Below are 16957 nucleotides of genomic sequence, written 5' to 3'. Positions count from 1 at the left end.
GTCCGCCCGGCTACGCCGCCCCTGTCCGCTCCGCCCGACAGGTCCGGCCTGTGCGGGCGCGTCCGTCACTAACTCAGAACTTCTCCAGACGCCCATGCTCCTCGAGCAACAAAAACAGCTTATCTCCCTGATCCAGGCCGCCGTCGCGCAAAGCCTGCCCGACGCCGTGGCAAACGTGCTGCTGGAGCGCCCCAAGGTCGCCGCCCACGGCGACGTCGCCACCAACGTGGCCATGCAGCTGGCCAAGCCGGCCCGCCGCAATCCGCGCGAACTGGCCCAGGCCATCGTCGACGCCCTGATGGCGCAACCCGGCGCCGCCAGCCTGATCGAGTCCGCTGAAATCGCCGGCCCCGGCTTCATCAACCTGCGCATCACCGCCGCCGCACGCCAGGCCGTCATCGCCGCCGTGGCCGAGCAGGGCGCCGCCTTCGGCCGCGCGCCGCGCAACGGCGAGAAGATCCTGGTCGAATTCGTGTCGGCCAACCCCACCGGCCCGCTGCACGTGGGCCATGCCCGCCAGGCCGCGCTGGGCGACGCCATCTGCCGCCTGTATGACGCCATCGGCTGGGACGTCACCCGCGAGTTCTATTACAACGACGCCGGCAACCAGATCCAGAACCTGGCCATCAGCGTGCAGGCCCGCGCCCGCGGCCTGACGACCGATTCCCCCGAGTGGCCCGCCGACGGCTACAAGGGCGACTACATCGCCGACATCGCGCGCGACTTCCAGGCCGGCGCGACCGTCCACTCCGATGGCGTGGACGTCACCGCCACGGGCAACGTCGACAACCTGGACGACATCCGCGTCTTCGCCGTGGCCTATCTGCGCCGCGAACAGGACCTGGACCTGCAGGCCTTCGGCCTGGCATTCGACAATTACTACCTGGAAAGCTCGCTCTACACCTCCGGCCGCGTCGAAGCGACCGTCAAGGCGCTGATCGCCGGCGGCCACACCTACGAGGAAGGCGGCGCGCTTTGGCTGCGCACCACCGAACTGGGCACGGGTGACGACAAAGACCGCGTCATGCGCAAAAGCGAAGGCGGCTACACCTATTTCGTGCCGGACGTGGCCTACCACAAGGCCAAATGGGAGCGGGGCTTCCATCGCGCCGTAAACATCCAGGGCAGCGACCACCACGGCACCGTGGCGCGCGTGCGCGCCGGCCTGCAGGCGCTGGAAGAGGGCATTCCCAAGGAGTACCCGGCCTACGTGCTGCACAAGATGGTCAAGGTCATGCGCGGCGGCGAAGAGGTCAAGATCTCCAAGCGCGCCGGCAGCTACGTGACCATGCGCGACCTGATCGACTGGGTGGGCCGCGACGCGGTGCGCTACTTCCTGATCCAGCGCCGCGCCGACACGGAATTCGTGTTCGACGTGGACCTGGCACTGTCCAAGAGCGACGAGAACCCCGTTTATTACATCCAGTACGCGCACGCCCGCATCTGCTCGGTCATCAACAACGCCGCCATGCCGGCCGCCGACGTGGCCCAGGCCGACGCGGCGCTGCTGACCGCGCCGACCGAATTCGCGCTGATGCAGCGCCTGGCCGAATTCCCCAACGTGGTGGCGCTGGCGGCGCAGGAACTGTCGCCGCACCACATCGCCTTCTGGCTGCGCGACTGCGCCTCGGATTTCCACGCCTGGTACAACGCCGAGCGCGTGCTGGTCGACGACACGGCCCTGAAGCTGGCCCGCCTGCGCCTGGCCTCGACCACGCGCCAGGTGCTGGCCAACGGGCTGGAGCTGATGGGCGTATCGGCGCCCGAGCGGATGTAACATCGGTTCATGGCAACCAAGCGCAAAACCACCCGCCGCTCCTCCGGCGAAAGCGGCAGCACCCTGTACGGCGCGCTGGCCGGCTTGCTCATCGGCCTGATCGTGGCCGCCGTCGTCGCCTTCTACGTCACCAAGGCGCCAGTGCCCTTCGTCGACCGGGCCAGCCGCCAGGGCGACAACGGCAAGCTGCCGGACCCGCGCCAGGCGCCGGACCCCAACGCCGGCCTGTACGGCCGCGACGGCGGCGCCGGCACCCCTTCCACCGGCCCGACCGCCACGGCGCCCGCGCCGCTGCCTGGAGCCGGTACCGGCCAGACCACGGGTCCCACCGCCTCCAAGGGCGACGACACCCCCGCCAAGCTGGACGACCTGGGCGCGCTGATCGCCACCCTGCCTACGTCCAAGGCGCCCGCCGCGGCTTCGGCCGCGCCGTCCGCCGCCCCCAGCCAGGCGCCCACGCCTATCTCAAAGGCCGCCCCCGCCGCTGCGCCCGCGCCGGCTCCCAAGCCGGCCGCCACCGCCTCCGCGGCCAACGGCACGTATTACCTGCAGGCCGGCGCCTTCCGGGGCGAGAACGACGCGGAGTCCCTCAAGGCCCGCATCATCCTGCTGGGCCTGCCGGTGGCGGTGCAAAAGGCCGAAGTGAACGGCAAGCCCATCAATCGGGTCAGGGTGGGGCCCTTTGCCCGCCTGGACGACATGAACCGGGCGCGCGGCCGTCTGGGCGAGAACAAGATCGAAACCGCGGTGGTGCGCCAGTAATGTGGGCCGCCGCGCACGCAAGCATTGAACTTATCCGGCCCCGGGCCTGTCTGTAACTTTTTACTCAGGAACCTCTCATCCATGCTGTCCCCCAAGATAATCCGCATCCTGGCCGCGGCCGCGCTGACCGCCACGGCATTCTTCAGCCCGGCAAGCCACGCGCAAGGTACGCAGCAGTCCATCGCCATCAATCCGCCGCTGCCGTCGGACACCCCGGGCAAGATCGAGGTCCTGGAATTCTTCGCCTACACCTGCCCGCACTGCGCCGCCATGGAGCCCATGGTTGAAGACTGGGCCAAGACCGCGCCGCCGGACGTGGTGCTCAAGCAGGTTCCGATCGCGTTCAACGCCGGCATGAAGCCGTTGCAGCAGCTCTATTACACGCTGCTCGCCCTGGACCGCCCGGATCTGCACCCCAAGGTCTTTGCCGCCATCCACGGCGAGCACAAGCGCCTGTTCGACAAGAAGGCGATGGGCGAATGGATCGCCACGCAGGGCGTGGACCGCGAGAAGTTCGACTCGGTCTTCGATTCGTTCAGCGTGCAGACGCAGGTGCAGCGCGCCACCCAGCTGGCCGACGCCTACCGCATCGACGGCACCCCCTCGTTCGCCGTCGGCGGCAAGTTCATGACCTCGCCGGTGATGGCGGGCAATAGCTACGAAGGCGCGCTGAAGGAAGTGACCCGCCTGATCCCGCTGGCGCGCAACTGATACTTTCCAGCCGGAATCCCGAACGCCCCGAGCCTGCCGGCCGGGGCGTTTTTCTTTGCGGTTCCCGCCCGAGCCCGCGCTACACTTTCCGCACAACAAATCGCCGCAACAGCGGCACACAATGGGTGGAAGACAAATGAAGCAGCGATTCCCGCGCAAACGCGCGATGCTGGGCCTGTGCCTGGCGCTGGCCGCCGGCCTGGCGCAAGCCAACGAAACCGACGGCGTGAAGATCGGCGTACTCACGGACATGGCGGGCGTCACCGCCGACGCCACCGGCCGCGGCTCGGTCGAAGCCGCCCGCCTGGCCATCGAGGAAATGGGCGGCACCCTGCTGGGCAAGCCGATTTCGCTGGTCTCGGGCGACCACCAGCACCGGCCCGACATCGGCAGCGGCATGGCGCGCAAGTGGTACGACACCGACGGCGTGGACGTGATCGTGGACGTGCCCAACTCGTCGGTCGCGCTGGCGGTGCAGGGCATCGCGCGCGACAAGAAGAAACTGGTGCTGTTCTCCAGTCCTGGCACCACCGCGCTGACCCAGGCGCAGTGCTCGCCCTACGGCGTGCAATGGACCTACACCACCTACGCGTTGTCGCGCGGCACCGCGACCGCCGTGGTCAACGAGGGCAACAAGCGCTGGTTCATCCTGGCGTCCGACTACGCCTTTGGCAAGCAGCTGGCGGCCGACACCGAGGCCGTGGTCAAGGCCAACGGCGGCGAGGTCGTCGGCACCGTCTACCACCCGCTGAACGCGTCGGACTTCGCATCCTTCCTGTTGCAGGCGCAGGCCTCCAAGGCGCAGATCATCGCCATCGCCAACGCGGGCGGCGACACCATCTCGGCCATCAAGCAGGCCGCGGAATTCGGCATCGGCGGCGCGCAGCAGCTGGCGGCCATGCTGCTGCTGATCACCGACGTGCACAGCCTGGGCCTGCAAGCCGCGCAGAAAACCTACCTGACCGTGCCGTCCTACTGGGACATGAACGACGGCACGCGCGCCTTCGCCAAGAAGTTCGAGGCCCGCGTGGGGCGTCCGCCCACCTTCCTGCAGGCAGGCGTCTACGGCTCGGTGCGCCATTACCTGCAAGCCGTGAAGGCGGCAGGCACGGTGGACGCCGATGCCGTCATGGCAAAGATGAAATCGCTGCCCATCGACGACCCGTTCAGCCTGAACGCGCGCATCCGCGAAGACGGCCTGGTGGTGCGCGACATGATGCTGGCACAGGTCAAGACGCCGGCGCAGTCCAAGGCGCCCTGGGACTACTACAACATCGTGCGCAACATTCCTGGCGCGGCGCTGGCCTGGCCCTTGTCGGAAAGCCAATGTCCTCTGGTCAAGCCATGACGCAAGCGCCGCCCGAGGCAGTGGCCCTGGCCGACTTCGGCAGCTTCTACGCGGGCGGGCGGCAGGTGCGTATCGACGGCCTGCCGCAGCGCGAGATCGCCTTCACGCAGAGCGCATCGCTGGCGTATGACCCCAACGGCCTGTATCACTTCGAGCAGGCCTACGTGCAGTACTTCATCCCGGCGCGCCTGGCGCATCCGCTGCCCATCGTGCTGCTGCATGGCGGCGGCATGACGGGCGCGATGTGGGAGCAGACGCCCGACGGCAGGCCCGGCTGGATGCAGCACTTTCTGCGGCAGGGACATGCGGTGTACGTGGTGGACAACGTCGAGCGTGGCCGCGCAGGCTGGGCCCCGTTCACACAGGTCTGGCCCGAGCCGCCCATCATCCGCAATGCCGAGGAAAGCTGGACGCTGTTCCGCTTTGGCCGCGCCGAAGACTACGCGGCGCGGCGCGCGTTCGAAGGGCAGCGCTTTCCGGTCGCCGCGTTCGACGAATTCATCCGCCACGCGGTACCGCGCTGGCTGGGCAATAACGATGCGGCCCTACGGGGATTCTGCGCGGTGCTCGACCGCGTCGGACCTTGCCTGGTGATGGCGCACAGCCACGGCGGCGAAGTCGCCTACCGCGCGTTGCATGCGCGGCCGGACCTGGTGCGCGGCGTCATCGGCATCGAACCCTCGGGCTACTCGTCCGAGGTGACGGCCCAAGCCGTGGCGGACAAGCCCTTTCTGTTCGTCTATGGCGACTACCTGGACGCGACGCCGCTATGGGAAAAGCTGTGCGCCACCGGCCAGGCCTATGCCGATGAGCTGGCGCGCCAAGGCGCCCGCGTACAAACCTGGCGCCTGGCCGACATGGGCATTGCCGGCAATTCGCACATGCCCATGATGGACGACAACAGCGACGACATCGCCGCGCGCATCGGCGCGTGGATACGTAGCGCGGCCGCCTGAGGCCGCCGCGCCTTGCGTCGTTCAGCCCTGGACGGCCGCGGCTTTTTCCAGCGCCTGGGTCAGGTCGGCAATGATGTCGTCCGGCGATTCCAGGCCGATATGCAGCCGCACCAGGGCGTTGTCGCCTTCGCCCCAGTAGCGGTGCTTGGCCAGGTCCTTGCCCGACACCAGCTGCACCAGGCTTTCGTAGCCGCCCCAGGAAAAGCCGATGCCGAAAAGCGTCAGTGAATCCACGAACACGCGCGCCGCCGCCGGCGACAGGCGCAGCTCGACGGACAGCATGCCATTGGAGCCAGTGCAATCGCGCTGCCACAGGGCGTGGCCGGGATCCTGCGGCCAGGCCGGGTGGAACAGGCGCACGGTCTCGGGACGGCTCTTGAAGAACTCGCACACCTGCAAGGCATGGCGCGCATGCTGGGCCATGCGGATGGGCATGGTGCGCACCCCGCGCAAGGCCAGCCAGGCGTCGTCAGCGCTGATCGAATAGCCCATGGCGTACTGCGTGCGGTTGAGCTTGCGGGCTATCTGTTCGTCATTGGTGACGACGGCGCCCAGCATCAGGTCCGAATGCCCGCCCACGTACTTGGTGCCGGCGATGACAGACACCTGCGCGCCCAGCGTCAGCGGACGGTAGATGTAGCCCGAACCCCAGGTGTTGTCGGTGGCCAGCACCAGCCCGTGGCTCTGCGCGAAAGCGGCCATGGCGCCCATGTCCAGCATCTCGAACAACAGCGAGCCCGGCGACTCCACGTACAGCAGCTTGGTGTTGGGACGCACCAGCGCTTCGAGATCCTCGCCAGCCGCGAAGTAGGTGATCTCGATGTTCATGCGCTTGAGCACCGCGTCGTCGAGTTCGCGCATCGGACCATAGACGCAGTCCGAGATCAGTGCGTGGTCGCCGGCCGAGCACAGGGCCATCATGACCATGGTCATCGCCGACAGGCCCGAGGACGCCAGGTAGCAATGCGTACCGCCTTCGAGCTGGGTGAAGACTTCTTCCAGCGCCGCATGCGTGTCCATGCCCATGCGCCCGTAGGTGGAGGCGCGGCCGCCTGCCGCCTTGTCGCGCTGGGCCTTTTCAAGCGCGGCGAGGTTCTCGAAGCGCACCGTGCTGGCCCGCATCGGCGGCAGGGGCACCGGCGCCGTGCCGGTTTCAGGGTTGAACGGGGCGGTGCCTGCGTGCTGCAGAAGCGTATCGATGTGTTTGGTGGGCATCTTCAGTGGACTGCTTGCGTATGGACAGGGGCGGAATAAAAGCGATCAGGATGAACCATATCAGGCCAGGCGCAGCCTGTCCCTATTCGCCGATCCAGGTAACGGTTTCGGATTGCGGGGCGCGGCTGGTGCGATAGCTGTTGGCGGGGTGCGCCGTGTCGGCATAACCGAAGGAAATGCCGCAGACCACGCGGCGGCCCGCGGCGATGCCGAGTTCCTCGCGCAGCACTTCCGGGTACATGGCCAGGGATGCCTGGGCGACGGTCGCCACGCCATTGGCCTGGGCCGCCAGCAGGAAATTGGCCACATAGCCGCCGCAATCCATCGCGCCGTATTCGCCCAGCGCCTCGTCGGTGGTGATGATGGCCACGTGCGGCGCGTCGAACAGCTGGAAATTGCGCATTTCCTGGCGGCGGTATGCCTCGCGGTCGCCGCGCGCCACGCCGACCGCGCCATACAGCTGGAAGCCTGATTCGCGCCGACGGGCCAGGTACTCGCCCTGATACTCGCGCGGAAACGGAAAATCCGGCGTAAAGCCAGACTGCTCCGCGCGGCGTTGCAGCGCGTCGCGCAGGCGTTCCGTACCCGCGCCTTCGGTGATCGTCACCTGCCAGGGCTGGCAGTTGCACCAGGACGCGGCGCGCTGCGCCAGATCCAGGATGCGCTCGATGGTGCCGCGCCCGACCGGTTCGGGCAGGAAGGCGCGGCAGCTGTGGCGCGCATGCAGCCACGCCTCGAGCGCGGCATCGGGGCGTGCGTCGGCGGCCTGCAAGGGCTGCGGGGAATGCGGCATGGCGGATGGTGGCATGGCGGTTGTCTCTCCTGATCGGGTCGCACACGCCCCGCCAGGGACGCATGCGGCATGCATGATGGGCACGTCTTTCCCTTTATGATGCCACTTCCGGCCTTCCGAAGCCGGTCGAACCGTTCCAGGCGACCCCCATGCTGCCCATCGACACCCTGATCGCATTCTTCGGCATTGCCGTCCTGCTGGCCCTGACTCCAGGGCCGGACAACCTGTTCGTGCTGATGCAATCCGCCATCTGGGGACGCAAGGCCGGCATGTTCGTGGTGCTGGGGCTGTGCACGGGGCTGCTGGGGCATACGGCCGCCGTGGCCGTTGGGCTGGCGGCCGTGTTCGCGGCCTCGCCCATGGCCTTCACCGTGCTGAAGCTTGCGGGCGCCGCCTACCTGGCCTATCTGGCATGGCAGATCCTGCGCGCGCCGGTCGAACCCGAGGACGGCAAGCGCCCCGAACCCATGAAGCCCGGTGCGCTGTATCGCCGCGGCATCGTGATGAACCTGACCAATCCCAAGGTCCTGCTGTTCTTCTTCGCCTTCCTGCCGCAGTTCACCTCACCGGCGCTGGGCCGCGTGGGCTTGCAGACCATGCAGCTGGGCGCGGTGTTCATGGTGTCCACGCTGCTGGTGTTCGGCGCCATCGCGTTCTTCTCGGGCGCGTTCGGGGAACTGCTGCAGCGTTCGGTGACGGCCAAGCGCTGGTTGAACCGGATCGCCGCGCTGGTGTTTGTCGGGTTGGCCGTGCGGCTGGCGACCGCCTCGCGTTGAAGAGGCGGCGAAAACCCTTCCCGACCCACCTGCGCTGCGCGCGCCCTGTGTATTTCCCATATGTACATGCGGAATTTGCAGTTTGCGGACCGGCGCCCACAGTCCAAGATTGCCGCACCGCCCCAACACAGGCCTAGGCATGGACGCCGATAGCCACCTCTTGCGGCGCAAGGAGAGTGGCCATGAAGCAAAACAAACATTTGTACTGGAAACCCGCTGCCCAAGCGCTGGCGGCGGTTGCCACACGGGTCGGATTGCTTGCCGCCGCGCTGGCTATCCTGCCCTTGTCCGCGCGCGCCCAGACCGACTATCCAACCAGGCCCTTGCATCTGATCGTGCCTTACCAGGTCGGCGGGCAGGTCGATACCATCGCACGCTCGGTTGCCGAAGGCCTGGGCAAGCGGCTCGGCCAGCCCGTGCTCGTGGAGAACAAGCCTGGCGCAAGCGGCATCATCGCGACCAATTACGTCGCCAAATCAGCCCCGGACGGCTACACCCTGCTGTTGACGCTGGCCTCCCCGATCACCGCCAACCTGGTGCTCTTCAAGAAGCTGCCCTACGATCCGCGCACCGAGTTGCGGCCGGTCTCCGATGTCGCCAAGGGTACGGGAGTGATCGTGATCAACAGTGCGTTACCCGTCAGGAACATCGATGAGCTGATCGCATATGCAAGAAAGGAACCAGGCGCGCTCCGAATGGGATCGTGGGGACCAGGCTCCACACCGCACCTCATTCAGCACTACATGAACAAGACCTACGGCATCGACATCCTGAACGTACCCTACAAGGGCGAGCTGCCGATCATGACGGCGTTGCTTGGCGGCCAGATCGACGTTGCCCTGGCCTCCGTGTTCACGCTCAAGCAGCCCCTTGCCACCGGCAAGATACGGGCCCTCGCCGTGCTCGGCAGCAAGCGGATCAGCAGCCTGCCGGACGTCCCAAGCATGGCCGAGTCGGGCTACGACGATGACGCTTACCGGGCCATTGCACCGACGACGCTGCTGGCCCCGGCCCAAACGCCCGCACACGTCGTCGAGCGGCTGGGTCGCGAGGTCAGCGCTACGGTGCAGAGCCCCGAGGTCCGCGACAGGCTGCTCGCGATGGACCTGGAACCGATCGGGAACCTGCCCGACGAAGCCCTGGCCGAGTACCAGACCTATCTTCCGATCATCCTCAAGCTGAACGCCGACACGGGCGTAACGCTGGACTGAGACGGCGCTCAGGCAGCCGAAAACCGACGATGCCGCATGAAGAGCTTCCGTATGTGCATCGTCGCATTCCCGTTCTATGCGCGCCGACGCTTGTTGCCGGCGGCCTACTGCGGTTCGATACCGGCCGCCCGAATCTTTGCCCCCCAGACCTCGAACTGATCCCTGACGAATTCCTCAGTCTTCTGGAGAGGCAGGTAATCGACTTCGCTGCCATGACGTGCAAGCTGCCTTTTCATGGCGGGCTGGGCCAACGCCCTCTCAAGCGAGGCGCTTTGCCGCTGAACAATCTCGTCGGGAGTACCGGCGGGCGCGAAGAACGCCGCCCAGGCAACAGTCTCCGAGTCCGGAAATCCCGCCTCGACGATGGACGGGATATCGGGCAGCAACGCCGACCGGGCGCGTGATGTGACCGCAAGCGCCCGCACACGCTTGGAATCCAGAAACGGGCGCGCGGCCGCGACACTAGCAAAGGCAAAGGCCACTTCGCCGACGACGACGTCTGTAATCGCAGCGGCCTCGCCCTTGTACGGGACCGCAGTCATAGGCACGTTCGCCTGCTTGGCAAAGAACGCCCCAGCCACCTGAGCCGTGCTATTGCTATAGGCGTAGTTTGCGGCCGCTGGGTTCTGTTTCATAAAGGCGACCAGTTCGCCAAGCGTATTCATGCTGCCGTCGCCGCGCACGACCAGCACGAAGGGCGTTCTGGCGACCAGCGCGACGGCGCGGAAGGCCTTGGCGGGATCGAATGGAAGCTGCTTGAACAGTGCCGGCGCGGCGGCATTCGTGGTGTTCGTTCCAAACAGCAGCGTGTAGCCGTCTGGCGCGGCCGTCGCCACGGCTTCGGTTCCAATCAGGCCATTTGCACCACCGCGGTTTTCCACCATCACCGCCACCCCCAGGTCCTTCCGCATTTCCTCGGCCAGCAACCGGCCGACGATATCCGCCGCGCCTCCGGCGGCGAACGGTACGACGATCCGAACGGGACGGACAGGATACGGCTGGGCGAGGGCAGAGCTTGCGCTCCAGGTTGCCAACAGCGCCAGAACCGGCATGAAGAGCATCCGCATGCGCATCATTGCATTCCCGTTTCAGGCGCGCCGACGTTTCATGGATATCGTCTGCGCCAGCGTGTACTCCAACAACCCCTCGATGCCGTTCTCCACACCCAGGCCCGACTGCTTATGCCCTGCCATTGGCCTGGAAGGAGAGAGCGCCAGCGTGCCGTTAACCGATACCGTGCCGGCGTTGAGCCGGCAGGCGATAGCCAGAGCCTGCTCCTCGTCAGGTCCCCACACGGAGCCGCCTAACCCAAATTCGCAATCATTGGCGCGCGCCACGGCCTCATCCACGTCCTTGAATTTGAGCAACGGCAAGATCGGACCGAACGGCTCCTCTTGGACCACGCGGGCGGTGTCCGGAGGGTTGTCGACCAGCGTCACCGGAAAAAAATACCCTTTGCCCGCCGGGATCTCGCCGCCCGCGAGAATTCGGCAACCTTGGGCGCGGGTCTCGGCAAGCAATCCCTTCAAATGCTCGAACTGCTGCCTGTTCTGCACGGGACCGAGCTTCACCGCGGCGTCCATGCCACGGCCCATCGGCGTCTGGCTGGCAATGCGTGCCAGCGCCCCGGCCAGGGGTTCGTAAATGTCCTCGTGGATGTAGAGCCGTTTGATCGCAACGCAGACCTGCCCGCTATTGATAAACGCTCCCCAAAACAGCGTCGACGCAATCTCCTCGACATCGCAGCCCGGCAACACGATGGCCGCGTCATTGCCGCCGAGTTCAAGGGTCAGCCGCTTGAGGTTGATGGCCGCGCTTTCCATGACCCTACGGCCGGTACGCGTGGAGCCCGTGAAGCTGATCTTGTCGATGCCAGGATGAGAAGACATCCACGGTCCGAGCGCATCGCCGCCACTGATTACATTGAGCACTCCCGGCGGCAGCACGTCACGCAGCAACTCACCGAGCTTCAACGTGGCCAACGGCGTAAAGGGCGATGGCTTCAGCACCATCGTGTTGCCCGCCAACAATGCTGGCGCAATTTTCCAGAGCGCGAGCAACAGCGGAACATTCCACGGCACGATTCCGCCAACGACTCCGATCGGGACGCGCCGCACCTGCACCAGCATGTCCGGGGTGTCCTCTAGCGTTTGCACCGGCAGATCAAGCTTGGCGAATTCGGCGCACCAGTATGCTGAGCGTGCGACTTCCTTGCGCGCATTCTCAAGCGGCTTGCCTTGCTCCCGCGTCAGCAACTGCGCCAAAATCTCCTGGTTGGCGACCAGAGTCTGCCCGATCCTGACCAGAAAATCCTGACGCTGGGCAATAGGCGTGCCAGACCATTTCGAAAACGCCTTGCGCGCGCTTTCCACGGCCTGGTCGAGCTGCGCACGCGTAGCGTCCGGCGCGACGGCAACAATCTCTTCCGTTGCCGGGTCTACGACATCCAGGGTGGCGAACGAAGGAATCGCGGCGCCACTGACAGTCATGCTGAATGGATCTTCGATATTCATGGCGTTCCTCAGATATCCAATATCAGCAAAGGCGATTTCGCGCGCGAGCAGCATGGCGTGAACTGGTCGCCCGCCGCGTGTTCATCATCCGTGAGGAATACATCGCGGTGATCCGGAACGCCTTCCACGATCCGTGTCACGCAGGTGCCGCACGAGCCCTCGCCGCAGGACGTGTAGATATCGATGCCGGCCTCCTGGAGCACCGCTGCGGCGCTGCGGTCAGCAGGGATGCGCAATAGCTGGCCGGTGCTGGCGATCTTGATGTCGAAGGCTTGGTCGTTGGCCGAGTCGATTTCTTTGCCGCCGAAGTACTCGAAGTGGATTTGCTCTCGAGCGAGGCCTGCCTCGGCCGCCTCTCGACACACCCAATCGATGAATCCAGCAGGGCCGCAAACGTAAACATGCGTGCCCGCATCGGGTTGCGAAAGCAACCTGGCAAGATCGAGTTTCTGATCCACGCTACCGTCGTCGTAGTGGCATCGCACCTGCCGTGAGAACGCGGCTTGCTCGATTCGTCCACGAAAGGCAGTCTTGCCAACGCTGCGGGCGCAGTAGTGGAGTTCGAAATCTCCTCCGGCAGCGTGCAGCGCTTCCGCCATGCTCAACAGCGGAGTAATGCCGATGCCGCCGCCGATCAGGATGCTGCGCCTTGCCTCTTGCAACGGAAAATGATTGCGGGGCTCGCCGATCTGGATCATCGCACCCTCGAGGCAGCGATCGTGGATCCATTCGGAACCGCCGCGCGACGAGGCCTCACGCAGTATCCCGATGATGTAGCGGTCGCGCTCCTGCGGCGCGCCGCAGAGGGAATACTGACGAACCAGGCCCGTTCCCGCGTGCACATCGATGTGGGCGCCCGCCGAAAATACGGGTAGCAAGCCTCCTGCGGGATCTCGCAATTCCAGGCTGACGATGTCCTCGGTTTCCTGCGTGCGCCGCGTGACGCGCACCTGAAGTGTCTTTGTCGTACTCATGCCGATGCCGCCCTTGTCTGGATTCAATGCAGCTTGTAGCGGATCGGCAGCCGCTTCGGCCCGCTGACAAAATTCGAGGCGACCAGTTCAAGCGGGCCGGCAGGCTCAACCGATTGGAGCCGCGGAATCATCGTCTCGAACAACACTCGCATTTCCATCCTGGCCAGGTGTTGCCCGAGGCATACGTGGGCGCCGATGCCAAAGGCTAGGTGGCGGTTGGGCTTGCGATCGATGCGGAAGGAGAATGGGTCTTCGAATATCTCTTCGTCGCGGTTTGCCGAGCCATAGCACAGCATCACCCAGTCCCCCTTTCTGATGGTCCGGCCGCGGATCTCGACGTCCGCGGTCGCACAGCGCATGAAATGACGGACCGGAGAGGCAAAGCGCACGGCCTCCTCGATAAAGGCCGGTATGAGAGTGTTATCGGCCTTCAACCGCGCCAACAATTCGGGAGATTGGGTCAGCGCCCACATGGCGGTGGCCGTCGACGACGAAGTCGTATCATGGCCGGCCGTGGCGATGATGACGTAGTAGCCCAAGCGATGCATGTCGCTCAGTGGCAACCCATCGATTTCAGCGTTGGCCAGCAGGCTGGCCACGTCATTGCGCGGATTGGCCCGGCGGTCGGCAGTGATGGCGTCGAAGTACTGCCGGAAGTCGGCGATTACCGCCTTTTTCGCCTCGGCCTTGGCCTTCAAATCCATGGAGGAGCCCTTATTGCGACTGAGTTCGGGGTCATCTCCGCCAAACAGCTCTTGCGTCAACGTCAGCATGCGCGCCTCGTCCTCGGACGGCACGCCCAGGATGTCCATGATGATATGCAGGGGATAATGCACCGCCACGTCACGCGCGAAATCAACGACCTCGCCGCTCTGCACAGCCATTTTGTCGACCGTAGCTTTGGCGAGCGCCCGCATCCGCTCGTCGAGCTTCAGGATGCTGTTGGGCATGAACCATGCCTGAGTCAGCGCACGCAGCTTTTTGTGCTCGGGATCATCGAGCCGGATCAGTGATTTGGTGAGATCGCGATTGCCCGTCGTGGCGATCATGTGCTCGATGGTCGCCCGCGGCAAGCAGACGACGGGAAGATCCGCATTGTGGAAGGTCTGGCTATCGCGCCCGATCAGCGAGACGTCGGCATGCTTGGTCACGACCCAAAAGGGATCATAGCCTTCTACCTGCGCCCGGCCCAACGGGTTGTTCGCACGCGCCCAGGCGTAGGCGGCATGCAGCCGCTCCAGGTCGGCATGGACCTTGGGATCGATGATTGCATCTGCTATGTGCTGCGGCAAGATTGCGTCGGGAAGACTCATGGTTTCCGGTTCCTGGGAATAGAGAAGTGCGGCGCCCGCATTCAGGGCAGCAGTACGGGCTTGGTGCAAAGGCCTTGTTGCTGCTCGGCAATCGCACGGTTGATCTCGGCCAACGGGTAGGTCTTGATCAGCTTGTCGAAGGGGAATCGACCTTGAAGATGGAGCTCCATCAATTCTGGAATGAACTGATCCGGGTCGCTGTCGCCTTCGATGATGCCCCGGTACGTGTATCCGTTCCCCATCGCCGTCAAGAGAGTTCCGGGCAGCCCCAGCTCTCGCGCCGCCGCGGGCGGTACGCCGACGAAGCCGAATGTGCCGCGCGGCGCCAGACACGCCGGCACCGCGCCGACGACGGCCGGAACGCCGCTGGTATCGAGCACGTAGTCGGCCCCGTGCGGGGAGATCGATCTGACCGCCATCCCCAGATCGGGCGCCCCTGCTGGATCAATCGTGTGGGTCGCACCCAGCGTAAGCGCGAGGTCCCGCCGTAGCGCATTGGGTTCGACGACGATAATGGTCTGACAGCTCTGGACTACCGCGCCCATGACTGCGCTGAGCCCGACCGCCCCGCCGCCGAGAACAAGCAGCGTCGAGCCGGGCCGGCATGCCATCGAACGCATGACGGCGCCGGCGCCGGTTTGTACTCCGCACCCCAGCACACCGGCGATATGCAAAGGCATCTCTTGCGGGACTTTGACGACATTGCGCTCCAGGGCAATGGCGTGAGTCGCAAATGACGACTGGCCGAAGAAGCTCCCCGAGATCGCCCCATTGCCATCGCACAGGGTTGCGGAGCCGTCAGCGCGCGCGCCCCGATAGTTCAGGGTACGCCTGGCGTGGCAATAGGCTGGCTCATGCCGCTCGCAAGTTGGACACCGCCCACAGGACAGGAATGTGATCGCGACGCGGTCTCCGGGCTGGACCTTGCGCACCTCGGTCCCAACCGCTTCAACGATACCGGCGCCTTCATGTCCGAAGACGGCGGGCATCGCCATGGGGAACGAACCCGCTTGCGCAACCAGGTCGGTATGACAAATCCCGGCGCCGACTATGCGGATCAAAATCTCATCCGCACGCGGGGCATCCAGTTCGATCTGCTCAAGCGTGAACGGGGCGTTGGGCGCCCGCGTGACCGCTGCCACGATCTGCATCTATGTCTCCTGCTCCTTGGAACTCGTCCTGCGCGATCTGCCGTGCCGCCCGTGACGGCGCATCGGGCAATCTGGATTGACCCGCGCGGACCATCGAATTTTTTACGAAGCTCATGATGAACCTGGATGTCCTCGCGCAACACTTCACGTTGCTCCGGAAGACATTCCATAAATACATAGCTTCCGGATCGCAGGCATCCCGCAGGATCGCCCGACTCTGCCGAAGTACGAGCTTGATGCTCCGGACCGTGCGGCAGAAATCGCCGCAAACGCGCCGCAGCGTTCACAGCCATGCGTTTTCCTCAACTTTTCCATGCGCAATGCGAAGTTTTCAGGCCTGAATCGACAGTCCAACATTTCCCAATCAACCAGGGGAACATAGGCATGAACATCGATAGCCGCCACTTGCGGCGCGTAATTTCCACCTTGGCCACGGCATCTCTTGCGGTCGTGGCATGGTTCGCCACAGGTACTGCAAACGGCGCCAATTACCCCGATCACGCCATCCGGATGGTCGTGCCATTTCCGCCAGGAGGCGCCACCGATACGGTCGCTCGCATACTGGCGAAAAGCATGTCCGAGGAGCTCGGCCAGAGCATCGTGATCGAGAATCGCGCCGGCGCAGGCGGCATCATCGGCGCCGAAGCGGTAGCCAAGGCCGCGCCGGATGGCTACACCATCCTCGCCAGTACCGCCGGCGTGCATGTCGTCAACCCCGCAATCTACGCAAAGCTTCCTTATGACCCCGTAACCAGCTGGGCGCCGGTCAGTCTCGTCATCCTGGCGCCAATGACGATCACGGTACGGACGGAATCGCGCTTCAAGACGCTGCGGGAACTGGCCGCCTATGCGAAGAATCACCCTGGCAAGCTGACCTATGCCTCTCCCGGCAGCGGTACGTCCCCGCATCAGGCGGGCGAAGCGCTCAAGCACGCGGCGGGGATCGACATCCTGCACGTGCCGTACAAGGGCGCGGGGCCGGCCACCACGGACTTTCTCGGCGGACGAATCGACATGATGCTTTCCTACGTCGGCTCGGCCTATCCGTCCATGCGCGACGGCAAGTTGCGCATACTGGCCGTCGGCAGTCGCGAACGCATGCCGCTTCTGCCCGGGGTACCCACGATGGGCGAAGAGCTGGGGCAGCCAGACTATGTCTCCGACACCTGGACGGGCATCGTTGCGCCTGCCGGCACGCCACCCGCCGTCATCCAGCGCCTGAACCGGGCGGCGGCCTTTGCCCTGGAAGCGAATCGCGCCCAGCTGCTGGCATCGGGCTACCAGGTCCTGGGCGGCACGCCTGAAGCGATGCGCCAACGCCTGGAGCAGGAACACCGGACCATCACGCCGCTGCTCGCCAAGATCATGAATCGCAACTGACACGCCCGCGACGGATACCCGCAGCACGGGCGACTCTCAACGACAGCCCCATTTCCCATAAGCCAACCAAGAACAGG

The 16957-nt window shown here is 65.2% G+C and carries 15 protein-coding genes; 8 read left to right on the top strand and 7 right to left on the bottom strand.

The window, feature by feature from the left end; translation table 11 throughout:
• Positions 1-94 precede the first annotated feature (94 nt).
• The 5 genes from argS to AC1RHV_RS13435 all read left to right on the top strand — a co-directional run bounded on the left by argS (position 95) and on the right by AC1RHV_RS13435 (position 5554).
• Complete coding sequence (gene argS, locus AC1RHV_RS13455; RefSeq protein WP_175181657.1) at positions 95-1777, top strand: arginine--tRNA ligase; 1683 nt, start codon at positions 95-97, stop codon at positions 1775-1777.
• A 9-nt stretch (positions 1778-1786) separates the two neighbouring features.
• Entirely contained in the window at positions 1787-2539 is a 753-nt protein-coding gene (locus tag AC1RHV_RS13450; RefSeq protein ID WP_175181656.1) for an SPOR domain-containing protein, read from the top strand.
• A gap of 81 nt (positions 2540-2620) precedes the next feature.
• Positions 2621-3250: a thiol:disulfide interchange protein DsbA/DsbL gene (locus AC1RHV_RS13445; protein ID WP_054455603.1), complete on the top strand. Its 630-nt coding sequence runs from the start codon at positions 2621-2623 to the stop codon at positions 3248-3250.
• 136 nt (positions 3251-3386) lie between these two features.
• The gene (locus AC1RHV_RS13440) at positions 3387-4598 is read left to right on the top strand and encodes an ABC transporter substrate-binding protein (RefSeq protein ID WP_119449842.1); all 1212 of its coding nucleotides are present in this window, start codon (positions 3387-3389) and stop codon (positions 4596-4598) included.
• A complete protein-coding gene (locus tag AC1RHV_RS13435; RefSeq protein WP_175212862.1) occupies positions 4577-5554 on the top strand; it encodes an alpha/beta hydrolase in 978 nt (325 codons plus the stop codon). Before AC1RHV_RS13440 ends, AC1RHV_RS13435 begins: the two co-directional genes overlap by 22 nt.
• Positions 5555-5575: 21 nt before the next feature.
• Here the strand turns inward: AC1RHV_RS13435 and metC are convergent, their stop codons facing one another.
• Together metC and AC1RHV_RS13425 are read right to left on the bottom strand one after the other, a co-directional pair.
• On the bottom strand, positions 5576-6769 hold the full coding sequence (gene metC / locus AC1RHV_RS13430) for a cystathionine beta-lyase (RefSeq protein WP_054455607.1): 1194 nt from the start codon (positions 6767-6769) through the stop codon (positions 5576-5578).
• Between the two features lie 82 nt (positions 6770-6851).
• Positions 6852-7577, bottom strand: a complete 726-nt coding sequence (locus tag AC1RHV_RS13425) for a nitroreductase (protein ID WP_119449839.1) — start codon at positions 7575-7577, stop codon at positions 6852-6854.
• A gap of 134 nt (positions 7578-7711) precedes the next feature.
• Here AC1RHV_RS13425 and AC1RHV_RS13420 point away from each other — a divergent pair, with 134 nt between their 5' ends.
• Together AC1RHV_RS13420 and AC1RHV_RS13415 are read left to right on the top strand one after the other, a co-directional pair.
• A complete protein-coding gene (locus tag AC1RHV_RS13420; protein WP_054455611.1) occupies positions 7712-8338 on the top strand; it encodes a LysE family translocator in 627 nt (208 codons plus the stop codon).
• A gap of 182 nt (positions 8339-8520) precedes the next feature.
• Positions 8521-9549 (top strand): Bug family tripartite tricarboxylate transporter substrate binding protein, encoded by a 1029-nt coding sequence (locus tag AC1RHV_RS13415; protein WP_492301055.1) that lies wholly within the window; start codon positions 8521-8523, stop codon positions 9547-9549.
• A gap of 104 nt (positions 9550-9653) precedes the next feature.
• Here the strand turns inward: AC1RHV_RS13415 and AC1RHV_RS13410 are convergent, their stop codons facing one another.
• The 5 genes from AC1RHV_RS13410 to AC1RHV_RS13390 are packed head-to-tail and all read right to left on the bottom strand — an operon-like array spanning position 9654 to position 15500.
• Positions 9654-10616, bottom strand: a complete 963-nt coding sequence (locus tag AC1RHV_RS13410) for a Bug family tripartite tricarboxylate transporter substrate binding protein (protein WP_492301053.1) — start codon at positions 10614-10616, stop codon at positions 9654-9656.
• Between the two features lie 21 nt (positions 10617-10637).
• Entirely contained in the window at positions 10638-12116 is a 1479-nt protein-coding gene (locus tag AC1RHV_RS13405; protein WP_492301051.1) for an aldehyde dehydrogenase family protein, read from the bottom strand.
• Positions 12071-13063, bottom strand: a complete 993-nt coding sequence (locus AC1RHV_RS13400) for a PDR/VanB family oxidoreductase (protein WP_460360538.1) — start codon at positions 13061-13063, stop codon at positions 12071-12073. Before AC1RHV_RS13400 ends, AC1RHV_RS13405 begins: the two co-directional genes overlap by 46 nt.
• Positions 13060-14349 (bottom strand): cytochrome P450, encoded by a 1290-nt coding sequence (locus AC1RHV_RS13395; protein WP_492301049.1) that lies wholly within the window; start codon positions 14347-14349, stop codon positions 13060-13062. The genes AC1RHV_RS13400 and AC1RHV_RS13395 overlap by 4 nt, the downstream gene beginning before the upstream one ends.
• Before the next feature lie 41 nt (positions 14350-14390).
• Positions 14391-15500 (bottom strand): NAD(P)-dependent alcohol dehydrogenase, encoded by a 1110-nt coding sequence (locus AC1RHV_RS13390; protein ID WP_492301047.1) that lies wholly within the window; start codon positions 15498-15500, stop codon positions 14391-14393.
• Between the two features lie 384 nt (positions 15501-15884).
• Between AC1RHV_RS13390 and AC1RHV_RS13385 the strand changes: the two genes are divergently transcribed.
• Entirely contained in the window at positions 15885-16880 is a 996-nt protein-coding gene (locus AC1RHV_RS13385; protein WP_370528716.1) for a Bug family tripartite tricarboxylate transporter substrate binding protein, read from the top strand.
• The last annotated feature ends 77 nt before the right edge of the window (positions 16881-16957 follow it).

This window comes from Achromobacter sp. GW823-FHT04E03 (assembly GCF_058796095.1).
Note: the sequence above shows the minus strand (reverse complement) of the source record. Positions and strands in the feature narration are given on the sequence as shown.